Source organism: Oceanimonas pelagia (assembly GCF_030849025.1).
GTDB lineage: Bacteria > Pseudomonadota > Gammaproteobacteria > Enterobacterales > Aeromonadaceae > Oceanimonas > Oceanimonas pelagia.
In genome coordinates this window covers 170,001-187,458 of record NZ_CP118224.1, presented here as the reverse complement: position 1 = coordinate 187,458, position 17,458 = coordinate 170,001, and the positions used below count along the sequence as shown (strand labels likewise).

At 60.2% G+C, this 17,458-nt stretch carries 17 protein-coding genes and 2 rRNA genes (1 of these 19 running past the window's edge); 7 read left to right on the top strand and 12 right to left on the bottom strand.

The genetic code is table 11. From position 1 onward, the window contains the following. Positions 1-75: 75 nt before the first annotated feature. The 8 genes from rpsL to PU634_RS00885 form a co-directional block, all read right to left on the bottom strand. Entirely contained in the window at positions 76-450 is a 375-nt protein-coding gene (rpsL, locus tag PU634_RS00920; protein ID WP_014293656.1) for a 30S ribosomal protein S12, read from the bottom strand. Between the two features lie 156 nt (positions 451-606). Next, complete coding sequence (gene tusB, locus PU634_RS00915) at positions 607-891, bottom strand: sulfurtransferase complex subunit TusB (RefSeq protein ID WP_306762210.1); 285 nt, start codon at positions 889-891, stop codon at positions 607-609. A gap of 6 nt (positions 892-897) precedes the next feature. Then, complete coding sequence (gene tusC / locus PU634_RS00910) at positions 898-1,254, bottom strand: sulfurtransferase complex subunit TusC (RefSeq protein ID WP_306762209.1); 357 nt, start codon at positions 1,252-1,254, stop codon at positions 898-900. Beyond that, positions 1,254-1,655, bottom strand: a complete 402-nt coding sequence (gene tusD, locus PU634_RS00905) for a sulfurtransferase complex subunit TusD (RefSeq protein WP_306762208.1) — start codon at positions 1,653-1,655, stop codon at positions 1,254-1,256. The genes tusC and tusD overlap by 1 nt, the downstream gene beginning before the upstream one ends. A 51-nt stretch (positions 1,656-1,706) precedes the next feature. Then, the gene (locus tag PU634_RS00900; RefSeq protein ID WP_306762207.1) at positions 1,707-2,090 is read right to left on the bottom strand and encodes a RidA family protein; all 384 of its coding nucleotides are present in this window, start codon (positions 2,088-2,090) and stop codon (positions 1,707-1,709) included. Beyond that, complete coding sequence (locus tag PU634_RS00895) at positions 2,087-2,776, bottom strand: helix-turn-helix transcriptional regulator (RefSeq protein WP_306762206.1); 690 nt, start codon at positions 2,774-2,776, stop codon at positions 2,087-2,089. Before PU634_RS00895 ends, PU634_RS00900 begins: the two co-directional genes overlap by 4 nt. Before the next feature lie 184 nt (positions 2,777-2,960). Beyond that, positions 2,961-3,455, bottom strand: coding sequence for an acetolactate synthase small subunit (gene ilvN / locus PU634_RS00890; RefSeq protein ID WP_306762205.1), 495 nt, complete (start codon positions 3,453-3,455; stop codon positions 2,961-2,963). Continuing rightward, entirely contained in the window at positions 3,455-5,173 is a 1,719-nt protein-coding gene (locus PU634_RS00885; protein WP_306762204.1) for an acetolactate synthase 3 large subunit, read from the bottom strand. The genes ilvN and PU634_RS00885 overlap by 1 nt, the downstream gene beginning before the upstream one ends. Before the next feature lie 715 nt (positions 5,174-5,888). Between PU634_RS00885 and leuA the strand changes: the two genes are divergently transcribed. From leuA to leuD, 4 genes are read left to right on the top strand one after another with little or no spacing between them, the layout of a single operon-like run. Then, entirely contained in the window at positions 5,889-7,454 is a 1,566-nt protein-coding gene (leuA, locus tag PU634_RS00880) for a 2-isopropylmalate synthase (RefSeq protein WP_306762203.1), read from the top strand. A 2-nt stretch (positions 7,455-7,456) separates the two neighbouring features. Then, entirely contained in the window at positions 7,457-8,557 is a 1,101-nt protein-coding gene (gene leuB / locus PU634_RS00875) for a 3-isopropylmalate dehydrogenase (RefSeq protein WP_306762202.1), read from the top strand. Next, entirely contained in the window at positions 8,557-9,954 is a 1,398-nt protein-coding gene (gene leuC, locus PU634_RS00870; protein ID WP_306762201.1) for a 3-isopropylmalate dehydratase large subunit, read from the top strand. The genes leuB and leuC overlap by 1 nt, the downstream gene beginning before the upstream one ends. Before the next feature lie 10 nt (positions 9,955-9,964). Beyond that, positions 9,965-10,564, top strand: a complete 600-nt coding sequence (gene leuD / locus PU634_RS00865) for a 3-isopropylmalate dehydratase small subunit (protein ID WP_306762200.1) — start codon at positions 9,965-9,967, stop codon at positions 10,562-10,564. Between the two features lie 57 nt (positions 10,565-10,621). On the opposite strand, the gene PU634_RS00860 is transcribed toward leuD, so the two are convergent. After that, the gene (locus PU634_RS00860) at positions 10,622-10,912 is read right to left on the bottom strand and encodes a PilZ domain-containing protein (RefSeq protein ID WP_306762199.1); all 291 of its coding nucleotides are present in this window, start codon (positions 10,910-10,912) and stop codon (positions 10,622-10,624) included. Positions 10,913-11,057: 145 nt separating this feature from the next. Here PU634_RS00860 and thiB point away from each other — a divergent pair, with 145 nt between their 5' ends. From thiB to thiQ, 3 genes are read left to right on the top strand one after another with little or no spacing between them, the layout of a single operon-like run. Beyond that, positions 11,058-12,029: a thiamine ABC transporter substrate binding subunit gene (gene thiB, locus PU634_RS00855; protein ID WP_306763634.1), complete on the top strand. Its 972-nt coding sequence runs from the start codon at positions 11,058-11,060 to the stop codon at positions 12,027-12,029. Continuing rightward, positions 11,993-13,627, top strand: coding sequence for a thiamine/thiamine pyrophosphate ABC transporter permease (gene thiP / locus PU634_RS00850; RefSeq protein WP_306762198.1), 1,635 nt, complete (start codon positions 11,993-11,995; stop codon positions 13,625-13,627). Before thiB ends, thiP begins: the two co-directional genes overlap by 37 nt. Beyond that, positions 13,611-14,327, top strand: a complete 717-nt coding sequence (gene thiQ, locus PU634_RS00845; protein ID WP_306762197.1) for a thiamine ABC transporter ATP-binding protein — start codon at positions 13,611-13,613, stop codon at positions 14,325-14,327. The genes thiP and thiQ overlap by 17 nt, the downstream gene beginning before the upstream one ends. Before the next feature lie 25 nt (positions 14,328-14,352). Here the strand turns inward: thiQ and PU634_RS00840 are convergent, their stop codons facing one another. The 3 genes from PU634_RS00840 to PU634_RS00830 all read right to left on the bottom strand — a co-directional run. Then, positions 14,353-15,732, bottom strand: coding sequence for a PhoH family protein (locus tag PU634_RS00840; protein ID WP_306762196.1), 1,380 nt, complete (start codon positions 15,730-15,732; stop codon positions 14,353-14,355). Between the two features lie 311 nt (positions 15,733-16,043). Further along, a 5S ribosomal RNA gene (gene rrf / locus PU634_RS00835) occupies positions 16,044-16,158 on the bottom strand. Between the two features lie 85 nt (positions 16,159-16,243). Next, positions 16,244-17,458, bottom strand: a 23S ribosomal RNA gene (locus tag PU634_RS00830) (it continues 1,673 nt past the right edge of the window).

The following is a 17,458-nucleotide window of genomic DNA, read 5'->3' as shown; positions in this document are numbered from 1 at the left end:
TCCGTAACTTCAGGAATAACCCAAAACAAAACAGGTTAAAAAAATAAATGTTTGGCCTTACTTAACGGAGAACCATTAAGCCTTGGGCTTCTTGGCGCCGTACTTGGAACGGCCCTGACGACGGGCGGAAACACCGGAGGTGTCCAGCGCGCCGCGCACGGTGTGGTAACGCACACCGGGAAGGTCTTTTACACGACCACCGCGGATCAGAACAACGGAGTGCTCCTGCAGGTTGTGGCCTTCACCACCGATGTAGGAGTTCACTTCGAAGCCGTTGGTCAGACGAACACGGCACACTTTACGCAGTGCGGAGTTCGGCTTCTTCGGAGTGGTGGTGTATACGCGGGTGCACACGCCGCGCTTTTGCGGGCAGGCTTCCAGCGCCGGCACGTTGCTTTTAGCAACGGCTTGTTGGCGAGGCTTGCGCACCAGCTGGTTAATAGTTGCCATTAACAGCTCCTGATAATGTCGTTCTACAGTTGAAAAAATCCATCCCCAAAAGCGGGGACGCAAAATTCTATGCTCGCCCCGAGGGCAAGTCAAGATTTATACAATTACCCGGAAAACAGACAGCAGCGGGGCTGCCTGCGCCGGCACGCTTGCCAGTCACCACGCTGTGGGGCTGCCCTGACTGACGATCAGCTCCACCAGGCCGGCCATGGTCAGCGGTTCGCCGATAATGGGCGCCAGGCCACGGGCGCTCAGATCCTCCTGCATCACATACAGGCGGCCATCGTCGGCCAGGGGCTGCAGCCGGGGCAGCCAGGCCGGCAGGGTGGCGGCGATCACGGCGTCCTGCCACAGCACCAGCTGATCCCCGGGCTGCAGATGGCGCAGTGCCTGCGCCAGACTGTGGTGACTGAAGGGGGAATGTTTGACGGTATGCAGCATAGGCCCTCAGAAGGTCAGCCGAACGTCGTGCTCACCCAGGCGGCGACGCAGTTCATCGGCATCACAGAGAATGGTGTCGATACACAGATCGGCCCGGCTCAGGCCCCGCTCAGCCAGCGATTCGGCACACACATACACTCGTTCGATGTCGTACAGCTCCAGCAGGCCAAAGGTGGGGGCATAATCCCGGCCGTGAATGGCCGCCGGCGCCTGCTCTTTTTTTAGCTGATAGACACCGTCGCCGATAAAGAATACCGCCAGCTCCTCGCTCAGGGCCGAGGTGGCCAGCACCGCATCCAGCCCTTCCCGGCCGGCGGTGCTGCCGTGGGGCGGTGTATGAAAAAGAAAGGCAACCTTGTTCATCAGAATTGCACCACGCGATCGGCGGTCAATGCCGCCTGGGCCAGGGCCCCCAGGCCACTCAGGCGAAAGGGCACCGCCACATTGCCGGCCCCCAGCCCCGCCTCGCCGGCCCCGGCATCGTCACACAGGCCACGCCGCAGCGCCGCCGCCACACACAGGTCGAGGGTGAGCTGATGGCGCTCGGCCAGCTCCACCCAGGCCCGGTGCAGATCGAATTCATCGCTGGCGGGCTGCATCAGGCGGTTACCGTTATGCACCCCTTCCTGATAGAAAAACACGCTGTCGATCACATGTCCCTGCTCCAGCACCGCACGGGCAAAACGCCAGGCATCGGCGGCGGCCTGAGTGCCGTAGCAGGGGCCGGTAACCAGCAGGGCAAAGCGCAGGGGGGAATCGGTCATGAAGATAATCCGTATAAAACAAAAGAGCGGCCACTGCCGCTCTCGAAACGCTTACTTCACCAGGGCGATGGCTTCCACTTCCACCAGTACGTCCTTAGGCAGACGGGCCACTTCCACACAGGAGCGGGCCGGGGCACCGGCGGCAAAGTAGCTGGCATACACTTCGTTGAAGGCCAGGAAGTTGTTCATGTCGGACAGGAAGCAGGTGGTCTTGACCACGCTGCTGGCATCGGCGCCGGCTTCGGCCAGCACCGCCATCAGGTTGTCCATTACCTGTTTGGTCTGGGCTTCAATGCCGCCTTCCACCACGTCCATGGTGGCCGGGTCCAGCGGGATCTGACCGGAGGTGTAGACCATGTTGCCTACACGGGTGGCCTGAACATAGGGGCCGATGGCGGCGGGTGCCTGGTCGGTGGCGATTACGGTTTTAGTCATGGGTTCTCCTGGTTATAGGGCGACGACTCCTCGTCATCGCGTTTTTTCTGCCTGATATAGAGGTAGACAGTGTGTTTGGAAATGTTGAGCTTGTCCGACACCATGGCAATGGCGTCCTTGATGTCGAAGATGCCTTTTTCAAACAGGGTGGTGACAATTTGCTTGTTCTTGGCGTTGTTGGCCACGTCCGGATCGGCATTGATGGCCTCGATGGTCCGCTCCACCGTCAGGGTCACCAGCTCTTCCACGTTGTTGCTGAAGTTTTCCGCCGAAGCCTGGGGCCGCTCGTTTTCCGGCGGCAGCAAATCGGCCATCAGCTGGTGCAGGGGCGCGCCCAGATCCAGGTGCAGGCACAGCAGCCCGGCCAGCTCTCCATGGGCACCACGCACCGCCTGCACCAGGCTGCGCACCGGCGCGCCCAGGCGCTTGTGAGTCAGACACAGGCGGTCTTCTCCCCGGCGTTGCAGTTCGGCCAGCAGCCGTTGCTCGGCATCGTTCATGGCGGCACCCGGCTGGCGATTGCCGCCGGCCAGGCGCACCGCCACGCCCTCGGGCTGGTCCAGCCGAAAGAGCACCGCCTCGCTGTGCCGGCCATACAGAGCGGCAAGTCCGTCCACCAGCCGGGCACAAACGGCCAGGGCATCCTGTTCCGTTACCCCGGCCACCGTGGCCCTTGTATTCAGCATACGGGCCGCCCCGGAACGGGCCGTCCCACTCTCCGTTGGCATTGCTGGCTCCCACCCCTTGTCTCTGGCTCTGATTTTCAATCGCTGGTAATGAATGTCAACTTTTTTTGAAACGAAGCGTGAGGCCGAAAGCGCACTCACAAAAAAACCGCCCGCAGGCGGTTTTTTTACATGGCGGCGCGGCTCAGGCCCGCAGGGCCTTCTCGCCCCGGGACACGCCACACACACCGCTGCGCACCACTTCCACCACCTCGGTGGTTTCGCTCATGTTGCGAATAAAGGCGTCGAGCTTGTCGCTGGTGCCCACCAGCTGCACCGTATACAGGTGCGGAGTCACGTCCACGATCTGGCCGCGGAAGATGTCGGCGGTGCGCTTGACCTCGTCGCGGTTGGCTCCGTCGGCACGCACCTTGACCAGCACGATTTCCCGCTCGATATGATCGCCGTCGGTCAGATCGCTGACCTTGAGCACGTCCACCAGCTTGTTGAGCTGTTTGGTGATCTGCTCGATCACCCGCTCGTCACCGCTGGTGACGATGGTCATGCGCGACAGGGTGGGATCCTCGGTGGGCGCCACGGTCAGGGTTTCAATGTTGTAGGCCCGCTGGGAAAACAGCCCCACCACCCGGCTCAGGGCGCCGGACTCGTTTTCCAGCAACAGGGAAATAATACGCCGCATCAGGTTCGCTCCGTTTTGCTCAACCACATTTCATCCATGGCTCCGGTCTTGATCTGCATGGGGTACACATGCTCTTCCGGATCGATCTGAATATCCATGAACACCAGCTTGTCGGTCAGGGAGAAACACTTCTCCAGGGCCGCGTCCAGCTCCGCCGGATCCGTCACCTTCATGCCCACGTGGCCGTAGGATTCGGCCAGCTTGACGAAGTCGGGCAGCGAGTCCATGTAGGAATGACTCTGGCGGCCTTCATAGAACATCTTCTGCCACTGCTTCACCATGCCCAGGGCGCTGTTGTTCATGGAGATGATTTTCACCGGTATGTTGTACTGCATACAGGTGGACAGCTCCTGAATGTTCATCTGAATGGAGCCGTCACCGGTCACACACACCGACACCGCATCGGGACAGCCCAGCTTGGCGCCCATGGCGGCGGGCAGGCCAAAGCCCATGGTGCCCAAGCCACCGGAGTTGATCCACTGGCGCGGCTTGTCGTAGGGATAGTAGAGCGCGGCAAACATCTGGTGCTGGCCTACATCGGAGCTGATGATGGCCTTGCCTTCGGTGATGCGGTAAACAGACTCGATCACCTGCTGGGGCTTGATGTATTTGTCGCTCTTTTCGTAGCTCAGGCACTTGCGATCCCGCCACTGCTCGATCTGCACCCACCAGTCGTCCAGCGCCTGAGCGTCGGGCTTGAGCCCAAGCTCGCGAATCGCTTCCAGCATCTGCGCCAGCACGGTGTCGGCCGAACCCACAATGGGAATGTGTGCCGGAATGGTCTTGGAAATGGAGGTGGGGTCTATGTCCACATGCACTATGGTGGCATGGGGGCAGAACTTGGCCACGTTGTTGGTCACCCGGTCGTCGAAACGGGCGCCAATGGCCAGGATCAGATCCGAGTTGTGCATGGTCTTGTTGGCTTCATAGGTGCCATGCATGCCCAGCATGCCGATAAACTGCTTGTGGGTGCCGGGCATCACGCCCAGGCCCATCAGGGTGTTGGTCACCGGCAGGTTGAACTGCTCGGCCAGCTGCACCACCAGGCTGCTGGCCTCGGCGGTAATGGCGCCACCACCCACATACATCACCGGCCGTTTGGCGGCGGCCAGGGCCTTCATCGCCTTCTTGATCTGGCCCTTGTGGCCCACCCCGGTGGGATTGTAGGAACGCATGTCCACCGACGCGGGGTAGACGTAGGGATGCTTTTCCTTGGGATTCTGAATGTCCTTGGGCAGGTCCACCACCACCGGGCCGGGCCGGCCGGAGGCGGCAATGTAATAGGCCTTTTTAATGGCCAGCGGAATGTCGGACGCCTTTTTGCACAAAAAGCTGTGCTTCACGATGGGGCGGGAAATACCGATCATGTCGGTTTCCTGAAAGGCATCATCACCAATGTAGTTGGTCGGCACCTGGCCCGACAGCACCACCAGGGGAATGGAATCCATATAGGCGGTGGCAATGCCGGTAATGCAGTTGGTCGCGCCCGGCCCCGAGGTTACCAGCACGGTACCCACCTTGCCGGTGGCCCGGGAATAACCATCGGCCATGTGCACGGCCGCCTGCTCGTGGCGCACCAGCACGTGTTCTATTTTGCTGTTTTCAAACAAGGCATCATAGATGTCCAGTACCGAGCCGCCGGGATAACCAAACAGGTAATCAATCCCCTGGTCCTCCAGCGCTCGCACGACCATTTCTGCGCCTGATAACATCTCCATGGTAAAGCCCTCCAGGCTCTGCTCCGTTCACCTTGCCACTCTCTCGTACAGCCACACGCGGCCGCCAGCCGGGCAACATGACAAAATAAGCGACTTTTTATATTTATAAAACAACAACTTACAACAGCGAAGCTGAAGATAAGCAGAAAAAGGATGAAAAATCACCTTAACCTGCTTTAAATCCGTTGTCTACGGGCTTTGGCAAATCCGTCGGCTTCGCTCGGAACAGCCTGCCATAGAGGCCCCGGGCGCAACAGCGCCAACAAAATATGGCCACTGGCGCCAGTGCTCAAAGCCTCACCAGCCGGTCCGGCCACTCAAGAATTTAGCAACAACAAAACAATAAACAGGCATTACAGTTAAACAGCAGTATTACGAATGCAAAAAAGACAATTAAACAGCACAAAAAACCATAACGCGGCGTTGTTTCATTCATATTTAAACCATTTCAACATCATTGCCGGCCGGCACAAAGTTGACAGCGCTGCCGTTAATCGTTATCTGTATAGCGTTGTTAACGGATTCTTTCCTGATGTGAGTGACCATGCAAAAGCGAATTCAGCTACTACTACTAACCGACAAGGTGCTTTAGCGCACGGGGTCAGGCGTAGCTGGAATTTATCATTCACACAGTTTCACACTTAAAAACCCGTGCCGTCCGCACGGGTTTTTTTCATTCTGCCTCGGGCGGCACGAATACACAGAGGAAAGCGACATGTCGAACCAAGTCATCATATTCGATACCACCTTGCGGGACGGTGAACAGGCGCTTTCCGCCAGCCTGACCGTCAAGGAAAAACTGCAGATCGCCCAGGCTCTGGAACGGCTCGGTGTGGACGTGATGGAAGTGGGCTTTCCCATTTCTTCACCCGGCGACTTTGAGTCGGTGCAGACCATCGCCCGCCACATCAAGAACAGCCGGGTCTGTGCCCTGTCCCGCGCCCTCAAGGCCGACATCGACGCCGCCGGCGAGGCGCTGCGGGTCGCGGATCAGTTCCGTATTCACACCTTTATCTCCACCTCCGACATTCATGTGCAGAGCAAGCTGCGCAAGGACTTCGACTCGGTGGTGGAAATGAGCGTGGCGGCGGTCAAGCACGCCCGCGGCTACACCGACGATGTGGAGTTCTCCTGCGAGGATGCCGGCCGCACCCCCATCGACAACCTGTGCCGCATGGTGGAAGCGGTGATCAAGGCCGGCGCCCGCACCGTAAACATTCCCGACACCGTGGGCTATACCGTGCCCAGCGAGTTCGGCGGCATCATCAAGACCCTGTTCGAACGGGTGCCCAATATTCACCAGGCGGTGATTTCCGTGCACTGCCACGATGACCTCGGCATGTCGGTGGCCAATTCCATTGCCGCCGTGCAGCAGGGCGCGCGCCAGATTGAATGTACCATCAACGGCATTGGCGAGCGGGCCGGCAACTGCTCGCTGGAAGAAGTGGCCATGGTGATGAAGACCCGGGGCGAACTGCTCGGGGTGCACACCAACATCAAGAGCCAGGAAATCTACCGCACCAGCCAGCTGGTGCGTAACCTGTGCAACATGCCGGTACAGCCCAACAAGGCCATCGTCGGCGCCAACGCCTTTGCCCACTCCTCCGGCATTCACCAGGACGGCGTGCTCAAGAACAAGAACACCTACGAGATCATCACTCCCGAGAGCATCGGTCTGCCCAAAAACCAGCTCAACCTGACCTCCCGCTCCGGCCGCCACGTGATCAAGCACCGCATGGCCGAGATGGGTTACAGCGAGCAGGACTACGATCTCGACACCCTCTACACCAGCTTCCTGGCATTGGCCGACCGCAAGGGGCAGGTGTTTGATTACGATCTGGAAGCCCTGGTGTTCTTCAGCCAGATCCACGAAGAGCCCGAGCAGTTCAAGCTCAAGTACCTGAGCGTGCAGTCCGGCAGCAACGTCATGTCCACCGCCAGCGTGCGCATGGAAGTGGGCGGCAACATCGTCAACGAGGCCGCCGTCGGCAATGGCCCGGTGGACGCCGTGTATCAGTGCATCAACCGGGTTACCGGTTACGACATTCGCATCGACAAGTACGAGCTCAAGAGCAAAGGCGAAGGCAAGGACGCGCTGGGTCAGGTGGACATCGTCGCCGAGTACAAGGGCCGCAAGTTCCACGGCATGGGCCTGGCCACCGACATCGTCGAGTCGTCAGCCCAGGCGCTGGTGCACGTGATTAACTGCATTTACCGGGCCGAGCAGGTCGCGGAAAAGAAAGAAGAAATTCAGAAAAAAATACGTATGGAGACAGTGTGAACATGAGCGCAAGCTACAAGGTCGCGGTATTGCCGGGTGACGGCATTGGCCCGGAAGTGATGGCCGAGGCCATTCGTGTGCTGGACAGAGTGCAGGCCGAATTCGGCCTGCAACTGGAATACAGCCATTATGATGTGGGCGGCATCGCCATCGACAACCACGGCACTCCCCTGCCCGCCGCCACCCTGGCGGGCTGTGAAGCCGCCGACGCCGTGCTGTTCGGCTCTGTAGGTGGCCCCAAATGGGAAGCCCTGCCCCCCAACGAGCAGCCCGAACGCGGTGCCCTGCTGCCCCTGCGCGGCCACTTCAAGCTGTTCTGCAACATGCGTCCGGCCAAGATCTACCGGGGGCTGGAAGGCTTTTCACCGCTGCGCGCCGACATCAGCGCCCGCGGCTTTGACATCGTCTGCATGCGCGAGCTGACCGGCGGTATCTACTTCGGTCAGCCCAAGGGCCGCGAAGGCTCTGGCCCGCAGGAAAAGGCATTCGATACCGAAGTGTATCACCGCTATGAAATCGAGCGCATCGCCCGCCTGGCCTTTGAGGCGGCTCAGGGCCGTCGTGGCATCGTCACCTCCGTCGACAAGGCCAACGTACTGCAGGCCTCCATTCTGTGGCGCGACGTGGTCACCGAAGTCGCCAGGGATTACCCGGATGTGACCCTGAACCACATCTATATCGACAACGCCACCATGCAGCTCATTAAGGATCCGTCCCAGTTCGACGTGCTGCTGTGCTCCAACCTGTTTGGCGACATCATCTCCGACGAAATGGCGATGATTACCGGCTCCATGGGCCTGCTGCCCTCCGTCAGCCTGAACGATCAGGGCTTTGGCCTGTACGAGCCCGCCGGCGGCTCCGCCCCGGACATCGCCGGCAAGGGCATTGCCAACCCCATCGCCCAGATTTTGTCCGCCGCCCTGATGCTGCGTTACAGCTTCAAGCAGGAAGAAGCGGCCCAGGCCATTGAGCGCGCCGTGGCCGAAACCCTGGCCGCCGGCTACTTCACCGGCGACCTGTACAGCGACAAGGCCGAACATCCGGTGCAGTCCACCAGTCAAATGGGTGAGCAGATCGTGTCCCGTATCCGGAGAGCAAGCTAATGGCCAAGACCCTTTACCAGAAAGTATTTGACGCCCACCTGGTGCGCAACGAAGCCGGCGAAACCCCGCTGCTGTACATCGACCGCCACCTGGTGCACGAAGTCACCTCGCCCCAGGCCTTTGACGGCCTGCGCGAAAAGGGCCGCAAGCTGCGCCGCCCCGACCGCACCTGGGCAACCATGGATCACAACGTCTCCACCGAGACCAACGACATCGCCGCTTCCGGTGAAATGGCCCGAATCCAGATGGAAACCCTGGCCAAGAACTGTGAAGAGTTCGGCGTGCCCCTCTATGACCTGCACCACAAGTACCAGGGCATAGTGCACGTCATCGGCCCCGAGCTGGGTCTGACCCTGCCGGGCACCACCATCGTCTGCGGCGACTCCCACACCGCCACCCACGGTGCCTTTGGCGCCCTGGCGTTCGGTATCGGCACCTCAGAGGTGGAACACGTCATGGCCACCCAGACCCTGAAGCAGGGCCGGGCCAGGACCATGAAGATTCAGGTCAACGGCGAGCTCAACCCGGGCATCAGCGCCAAGGACGTGGTGCTGGCCATCATCGGCAAGGTCGGCCACGCCGGCGGCACCGGTTATGTGGTGGAGTTCTGCGGCAGCGCCATCGAGGCGCTGTCGATGGAAGCGCGCATGACCATCTGTAACATGGCCATCGAGCTGGGCGCCAAGGCGGGTCTTATCGCCCCCGATCAGACCACCTTTGACTACCTCAAGGGCCGTCCCTTCGCTCCCGAAGGCGAGCAGTGGGAGCAGGCCGTGGCCTACTGGCAGACCCTCAAGTCCGATGAAGGCGCCGAATTCGACGCCGTGGTCGAGCTCGACGGCAACGCCATTGCGCCGCAGGTCACCTGGGGCACCAACCCGGGCCAGGTGATGCCGGTGAACGGCACCATTCCTGCGCCGGAAGACTTTGACGATGCCGTTGAGCGTCAGTCTGCGGTCAAGGCCCTGCAGTACATGGACATTCCCGCCGGTGGCAAGCTCACCGACGTGAGCATCGACAAGGTGTTTATCGGCTCCTGCACCAACAGCCGCATCGAAGATCTGCGCGCCGCCGCCGCCATCGCCAAAGGCCGTAAGGTGGCCGCCGGCGTACAGGCGCTGGTGGTGCCCGGCTCCCAGCAGGTCAAGGCCCAGGCCGAAGCCGAAGGCCTGGACAAGATCTTTATCGAAGCCGGTTTTGAATGGCGCCTGCCCGGTTGCTCCATGTGTCTGGCCATGAACAACGACCGGCTGCAGCCGGGCGAGCGTTGTGCCGCCACCAGCAACCGCAACTTTGAAGGCCGTCAGGGCCGGGGTGGCCGCACTCACCTGGTGAGCCCGGCCATGGCCGCCGCCGCCGCCGTGTTCGGTCATTTTGTCGACATTCGGGATCTGTAAGGGGAATAGTATGAGCGGATTCAAGCAATTAACCGGTATCGCCGCCCCCCTGGATGCGGCCAACGTAGACACCGATCAGATCATTCCCAAGCAGTTTCTGCAAAAGGTGACCCGGTCCGGCTTTGGCAAGCACCTGTTTCACGACTGGCGCTTTCTCGATGACGCCGGCGAGCAGCCGAACCCCGAGTTCGTGCTCAACCAGGCGCCCTACGATCAGGCGGTGATCCTGCTGGCCCGGGAAAACTTCGGCTGCGGCTCCAGCCGCGAGCACGCGCCCTGGGCGCTGGCCGACTTTGGCCTCAAGGCGGTGATCGCCCCCAGCTTTGCCGACATCTTCTACGGCAACGCCATCAACAACGGCATGGTGCCGGTGCGGCTGACCGAAGCGCAGGTGGAAGCCCTGTTCCAGCACGTGGCCGCCCACAAGGGTGCCGAGATCACCGTGGATCTGGAAGCGCAGGAAGTGCGCGCCGGCGAGCACGCCTTTTCGTTCGAGATTGACGAGTTCCGCCGCTACTGCCTGCTCAACGGCCTCGACAATATCGGCCTGACCCTGCAACACGCGGATCAAATCGACGCCTACGAGGCCCGGCAGCCGGCCTGGCTGTAAACCTGAAACACAATGCAGAACGCCGGCCTGGGCCGGCGTTTTTATTGGCATGCTGGTTCAGTGCACATCTTCCAGAAACAGCGCCACCAGATCGCTGGTTACGCCTTCTTCCACCCTCAGCACCCGGGCCATGGCCTTGAGCGGCGGCACCCGCTCGCCGGCCGAAGGCAGCACCAGTTGCCACTGCTGGCCCGGCCTGCAGCGGCCGCACTCCACTTCCATCAGCACGCCTTCCGGACTCAGGTTAAGACAGGTTCCCTGAATACGTTCGCTGGTGGTGGCCAGGATCACGGTGGCATTGACTTGAATGCGGCTGAACAGCCGCTGCTCCTTGTTGGCAGATAACATGGGCTCATCCTTTCAATGGCTGGTTTCACAGGATAAATCTTCCTACAATAGCGCCCTTACCCCATTGCAATCGGGCTCGCCGGCAAAAGCAGCGTGTTCCCCCCGATGCAAAAACCCAACCAGGGAGTGGCCCGTGAAACAGACTCTGTTTGCCTTGCTGCTGGCGGCCAGCGTACCGCTGGCGGCACAGACACCGACGCTTACCATCTATACCTATAGCTCATTTGCATCCGACTGGGGGCCCGGGCCGGCCATTGAGCAGGCCTTTGAAGCCGAATGTGACTGTGATTTGCAGTGGGTGGCACTGGACGACGGCGTGTCCATTCTCAACCGGCTGCGGCTGGAAGGAGACAACACGAAAGCCGATGTGGTGCTGGGACTCGACAACAACCTGCTGCAGGCGGCCGAAGACACCGGCCTGATTGAGCCTCATGGCCTGACGCCCGCCGGGCTGACCCTGCCCGGCGGCTGGAGCAATCCCTACTTTCTGCCCTTTGATTACGGCTATTTCGCCTTTATCTACAACACAGAACGGCTGGCCACTCCCCCCGCCAGTTTTGCCGAGCTGCTCAAGCGTCCCGAACTGACCCTGCTGTATCAGGATCCCCGCACCAGCACTCCGGGCCAGGGCCTGCTGCTGTGGGTACAAAAGCTCTATGGTGACCAGGCCCCGGACGTGTGGCAAAACCTGGCCAAGCGTACCGTGGCAGTGACCAAGGGCTGGAGCGAATCCTACGGCATGTTCCTCAAGGGCGAGGCCGATCTGGTGCTGTCCTACACCACCTCGCCGGCCTATCACATTGAGGCGGAGCAACAACACCAGTACCGGGCCGCCGCCTTTGAAGAAGGTCACTATATGCAGGTGGAAGTGGCCGGCAAGATCAAGGGCAGCAGCCAGCCCGAGCTGGCCGACCGGTTTCTGCGGTTTATGACCGGCCCGGGCTTTCAGCGGCACATTCCCGCGGGCAACTGGATGTATCCGGTGATCGACACCGAGCTGCCCACCGGTTTTGACGAGCTGGTGATACCCGCGCAGGCGCTGAGCTTTACTGCCGAGGAAGTGGCCAGCCAGCGCAAACAATGGCTGCGTCAGTGGCTCGCCGCCACCACCCGCTGATGCCATTGCGTTTATGGTGGCTGCCGGGGTCACTCAGCACCGGCACCATTCTGTTGCTCACCGCCGCGCCCATTACGGCCCTGCTGGTGCAGGGCAGTGCCGACCTGAGCCCGTTGTTGCGCGACACCTACCTGCGCCATGTGATCTGGTTCAGCTTTTACCAGGCGGCCCTGTCCACCCTGCTCAGCCTGGGCCTGGCCTTGCCCCTGGCCCAGGCCCTGTCGCGCCGGCGCTTTCCCGGCCGCACTCTGCTGCTGCGGCTGTTCGGCCTGACCCTGGTGCTGCCGGTGATCCTGGTGGTGTTCGGCCTGGTAGCGGTGCACGGTCGTCAGGGCTGGAGCAACCGGTTGCTGGAATGGCTGGGGGTTGAGCCGGTCAGCTACCTTTATGGCCTGACCGGTATTCTGCTGGCCCACGTGTTTTTCAATATGCCGCTGGCGGCACGTATTCTGCTACAAAGCATTGAAGCCATTCCCGCCAGCCAGTGGCGGCTGGCCAGCCAGCTGGGTTTTAACAGCCGGCAGCTGTTTCGCTGGCTGGTCTGGCCGGCGGTACGCGCTGCCCTGCCCGGGCTGGCCAGCCTGATCTTCATGCTCTGCTTCACCAGCTTTGCCACCGTGATGGCGCTGGGCGGCGGCCCCAAATCCACCACCCTGGAAGTGGCCATTTATCAGGCCCTGCGCTACGACTTCGATCTGCCTCTGGCGGGCAGTCTGGCGCTGTTGCAACTGCTGTTCTGCGGCGCTTTCCTGTGGCTGCAATATCGCGTCAGCAAGCCCCCCGCATTCCGGGGTGAGGCTCAGCCATGCTGCCCGCGCCATGACGCCCGCTGGTGGCACACCCGCCTGACCGATACGCTGGTGATGACACTGGCACTGAGCATTTTCCTGCCGCCACTGCTGGCCATCGTCACCGCCGGTCTCAATCCGCAGTTACTTCCGGCACTGGTTTCGGCCCGGCTGTGGTCTGCCCTGAGCCAGTCCATGGTCATTGCCATTGGCGCCGGCCTGCTGTCGGTACTGCTGACCACAGGCCTGTTGCTCACCAGCCGGCATCTGAAGCTCAGGGAAGGCCGCCGCCGGCTTGCCGGCGGGCTGGAAGCCGGCGGCTCCGTCATTCTGGTGCTGCCTGCCGTGGTGTTGTCCACCGGCCTGTTTATTCTGCTGCGAGGCGTGGCCGATGTGTTTGCTCTTGGTCCCTTGCTGGTGATCCTGGTCAATGCGCTGATGGCCATGCCCTATGGCCTGCGCACCCTGCAACAACCCATGGAACAGGTAGTCCTGCGTTACGACCGGTTGTGTGCCAGCCTGAACGTGCGCGCCCTGGACCGGGCTCGCCTGGTGGAGTGGCCGCTGCTGCGCCGGCCGCTGGCGCTGGCTCTGGCGCTGGCGGTGATGCTGTCCCTCGGGGATCTCAGCGCCATTGCGCTGTTTGGCAATCAGCACCTGCAGACCCTGCCCTGGCTGCTGTACCAGCAGCTGGGCAGCTACCAGATGACCGAGGCTGCCGCCACCGCCCTGGTGCTGCTGACCCTGAACCTGGCACTGTTCCTGCTAATTGAAGGAGTACTGGGAGGCAAGCATGCTCACGCTGACTAACCTGAGTGCTCATTACCCGGAACAACGTCTGTGCTTTTCCCTGAGCGCCGCACCGGGCACCATTACCGCGCTGCTCGGTCCCAGTGGCGCCGGCAAGTCTACCCTGCTGGCCATGATTGGCGGCTTTGCCGGTATCGACTCGGGCAGCCTGACACTGAGTGGCCGGGAGTTGCTGTCCCTTCCACCAGCCGAGCGCCCCCTGACCACCCTGTTTCAGGACAATAACCTGTTCTGGCACATGACGGTATATCAGAATATCGCCATTGGCCTGGATGCCGGATTGCGCCTGAACGACGACCAGCAACAACAGGTACGGCAAGTGGCGGCCCAGCTGAACATTACTCAGCTGCTGAAGCGCAAGCCGGCACAACTGTCGGGCGGACAGCAGCAGCGGGTGGGTCTGGCCCGTTGTCTGGTGCGCAACCGGCCGGTCCTGCTGCTGGACGAACCCTTTTCGGCCCTGGATCCGGCGCTGCGTTTTGAACTGCTGCAGTTATTGCGGGAACAAACCACCCGGCTGGGCCTCATCGTACTGCTGGTCACCCACCATCCGGAAGAGGCGGCGCGGGTTGCCGACCGCATCGCCTATGTGCATGACGGCCGTATTCTTGAGCAGGGAGACCGGGCGCTGCTGTTGGCTCCCCGTACCCCCGAATTAAAAGCCTATTTGGGAATGTGCACAGGAAAGGGAAAGGAGTGAGCTTGCCTCACTCCTTGTGTGATTTTCACAGGTTCTCTTCGGCAAAGGACGCCAGCCGGCTGCGCATCACGCCGTTAAGGTAGACATTGGCGCTGCCTTCAAAGTCCTTGAAGCGTTCCACGATATAGGTCAGTCCGGAGGTCACCGGGGTCAGATAGTTGGAGTCAATCTGGGCCAGATTGCCCGAGCACACCAGCTTGGTGCCTTCCCCACAGCGGGTAATAATGGTCTTGAGCTGGGAGGCGGTCAGGTTCTGGCATTCGTCCAGCAACACAAAGGTGTTCTGAATACTGCGCCCGCGCATGAAGTTGACCGACTTGAACTGAATATTGGCCTTGCCCATGATGTAGCTGAGCGAGCCGTCCATGCATTCGTCCTGCTTGTGCAGCACTTCCAGGGTATCGGTGATGGCCGCCAGCCAGGGCGCCATTTTTTCCTCTTCCGAGCCGGGCAGAAAACCGATGCTCTCGGCAATTTCCGGGGTGTTGCGGGTGACAATCACCCGATCGTAGATGCCCTTTTCAATGGTCATTTCCAGCGCCGACGCCATGGCCAGCAGGGTCTTGCCGCAGCCCGCCGGCCCGGTCAGGATCACCATGTCGATATGAGGGTCGAGCAGGGCATCCAGGGCCATGGCCTGATAAATGTTCTTGGGCTGAATACCCCAGGCCTTGCGTCCCATCATGCGCTCCCGGCCCAAATCCACAAAACGAAGATGGCCGTTTTCCTTCCCTATCACCCGGCCGGCAAAATCGTCGGTATCGTCGATCAGGTACTGGTTGATATGGGCACCCGGCAGCAACTCTTCCGAGACGGTATGGATCACTTCGCGACCGTGGGTTTCGCTTTCACACTCGCCCACCCGATCCCAGAAGCTGTCTTCAACATGGCAGAATCCCTTGGCCAGCAACCGAATATCGTCCACCAGCTGATCGGAGCGGTAGTCCTCCACATGCTCCAGCCCGGCGCCCTTGGCCTTGAGCCGCATGTTGATGTCCTTGGTCACCAGCACCGCTTTGCTGCCGCCATGATGTTTTTGCAGATAAAGCGCGGTATTGATAATGCGGTTGTCGGCCTCATCGTCGGTAAACACCGCATAGCCTTCCGGCAGGTGGCGATCCGAAATAATGGCAATACGCCCCGAGGCTTCGTCGTCCTTCAGCCCCAGTGGCACCCCGGCAATAATCTGCTCCGGCGTGGCATCGTGAAAGATATCCTCCAGGGTGCGAATGGCCACCCGTGCGTCCCGGCTGACATCCTTCTGCCGATCCTTGATGCGATCCAGCTCTTCCAGCACCGTCATGGGTATAACGACGTCGTGTTCCTTAAAGGAGTAAATGGAGAGGGGTTCGTGCAGCAGTACGTTGGTATCGAGAATAAAGCGTTTGCGGTCGTAGCCGTCCATAGGCGTGCTCCCCGGGCCAGGCCCTTGTCGTGGTCATGGTCCAGTTAAAGCACCGGGCCATGACAGCTTTATTACAATTTAACGCTATGCCTTTTTTCTTCGCTCGGCAAGCGCTGGCCTTGCAAGGAGAGAGCGTTCGAGCAGAAATCCGCCATTGCGTCACGAAAAAGCCACCCGCGTGAGCAAGGGGCTGTCTCCTGCCCGAATCAATTCGGATCTGCCAAGTTGGTTAGTGTGCCTGGCCGTGGTCACTCCATCTCGCAGAAACGAAAAAAGCCCGATACGTGAGTATCGGGCTTTTGGTATTGGGTGCCTGGCAGTGACCTACTTTCACATGGCAGCTGCCACACTATCATCGGCGCGGTTGCGTTTCACTGCTGAGTTCGGCATGGAATCAGGTGGTTCCACAACGCTATGGCCGCCAGGCATAAAACTTAATTCGGAAAAAACTGTGTTTGATGAATCTGTTTGTAGTCTCGACCTGCAAGGCCTCACACTTCTTGGGTGTTGTATGGTTAAGCCGCACGGGTCATTAGTACAGGTTAGCTGCACGCCTCACAGCGCTTCCACACCCTGCCTATCAACGTCCTGGTCTCGGACGGCCCTTTAGAGAGCTCGAAGCTCTGGGGATGACTCATCTCGAGGCTCGCTTCCCGCTTAGATGCTTTCAGCGGTTATCGATTCCGAACTTAGCTACCGGGCAGTGCCACTGGCGTGACAACCCGAACACCAGAGGTTCGTCCACTCCGGTCCTCTCGTACTAGGAGCAGCCCCTCTCAATCATCCAACGCCCACGGCAGATAGGGACCGAACTGTCTCACGACGTTCTGAACCCAGCTCGCGTACCACTTTAAATGGCGAACAGCCATACCCTTGGGACCGACTTCAGCCCCAGGATGTGATGAGCCGACATCGAGGTGCCAAACACCGCCGTCGATATGAACTCTTGGGCGGTATCAGCCTGTTATCCCCGGAGTACCTTTTATCCGTTGAGCGATGGCCCTTCCATTCAGAACCACCGGATCACTATGACCTGCTTTCGCACCTGCTCGACGTGTCTGTCTCGCAGTTAAGCTGGCTTATGCCATTGCACTAACCGTACGATGTCCGACCGTACTTAGCCAACCTTCGTGCTCCTCCGTTACGCTTTGGGAGGAGACCGCCCCAGTCAAACTACCCACCAGGCACTGTCCTCACCCCGGATAACGGGGCCAAGTTAGAACATCAAACATACAAGGGTGGTATTTCAAGGTCGGCTCCACGGCAACTGGCGTCACCGCTTCACAGCCTCCCACCTATCCTACACATGTAGGGTCAATGTTCAGTGCCAAGCTATAGTAAAGGTTCACGGGGTCTTTCCGTCTAGCCGCGGGTACACCGCATCTTCACGGCGATTTCAATTTCACTGAGTCTCGGGTGGAGACAGCGTGGCCATGGTTACACCATTCGTGCAGGTCGGAACTTACCCGACAAGGAATTTCGCTACCTTAGGACCGTTATAGTTACGGCCGCCGTTTACCGGGGCTTCGATCAAGAGCTTCACCTTGCGGCTAACCCCATCAATTAACCTTCCGGCACCGGGCAGGTGTCACACCGTATACGTCCTCTTGCGAGTTAGCACAGTGCTGTGTTTTTGATAAACAGTCCCAGCCACCTGGTCACTGCGACTGGCTCAGGCTCCATCCGCGAAGGACTTCACCCGCTCCAGCGTACCTTCTCCCGAAGT

Bases quoted from the DNA above. Each gene is read 5' to 3' on its own strand.
- rpsL (WP_014293656.1), bottom strand. From the start codon at position 450: ATGGCAACTATTAACCAGCTGGTGCGCAAGCCTCGCCAACAAGCCGTT.
- tusB (WP_306762210.1), bottom strand. From the start codon at position 891: ATGCTGCATACCGTCAAACATTCCCCCTTCAGTCACCACAGTCTGGCG.
- tusC (WP_306762209.1), bottom strand. From the start codon at position 1,254: ATGAACAAGGTTGCCTTTCTTTTTCATACACCGCCCCACGGCAGCACC.
- tusD (WP_306762208.1), bottom strand. From the start codon at position 1,655: ATGACCGATTCCCCCCTGCGCTTTGCCCTGCTGGTTACCGGCCCCTGC.
- PU634_RS00900 (WP_306762207.1), bottom strand. From the start codon at position 2,090: ATGACTAAAACCGTAATCGCCACCGACCAGGCACCCGCCGCCATCGGC.
- PU634_RS00895 (WP_306762206.1), bottom strand. From the start codon at position 2,776: ATGCTGAATACAAGGGCCACGGTGGCCGGGGTAACGGAACAGGATGCC.
- ilvN (WP_306762205.1), bottom strand. From the start codon at position 3,455: ATGCGGCGTATTATTTCCCTGTTGCTGGAAAACGAGTCCGGCGCCCTG.
- PU634_RS00885 (WP_306762204.1), bottom strand. From the start codon at position 5,173: ATGGAGATGTTATCAGGCGCAGAAATGGTCGTGCGAGCGCTGGAGGAC.
- leuA (WP_306762203.1), top strand. From the start codon at position 5,889: ATGTCGAACCAAGTCATCATATTCGATACCACCTTGCGGGACGGTGAA.
- leuB (WP_306762202.1), top strand. From the start codon at position 7,457: ATGAGCGCAAGCTACAAGGTCGCGGTATTGCCGGGTGACGGCATTGGC.
- leuC (WP_306762201.1), top strand. From the start codon at position 8,557: ATGGCCAAGACCCTTTACCAGAAAGTATTTGACGCCCACCTGGTGCGC.
- leuD (WP_306762200.1), top strand. From the start codon at position 9,965: ATGAGCGGATTCAAGCAATTAACCGGTATCGCCGCCCCCCTGGATGCG.
- PU634_RS00860 (WP_306762199.1), bottom strand. From the start codon at position 10,912: ATGTTATCTGCCAACAAGGAGCAGCGGCTGTTCAGCCGCATTCAAGTC.
- thiP (WP_306762198.1), top strand. From the start codon at position 11,993: ATGGCTGCGTCAGTGGCTCGCCGCCACCACCCGCTGATGCCATTGCGT.
- thiQ (WP_306762197.1), top strand. From the start codon at position 13,611: ATGCTCACGCTGACTAACCTGAGTGCTCATTACCCGGAACAACGTCTG.
- PU634_RS00840 (WP_306762196.1), bottom strand. From the start codon at position 15,732: ATGGACGGCTACGACCGCAAACGCTTTATTCTCGATACCAACGTACTG.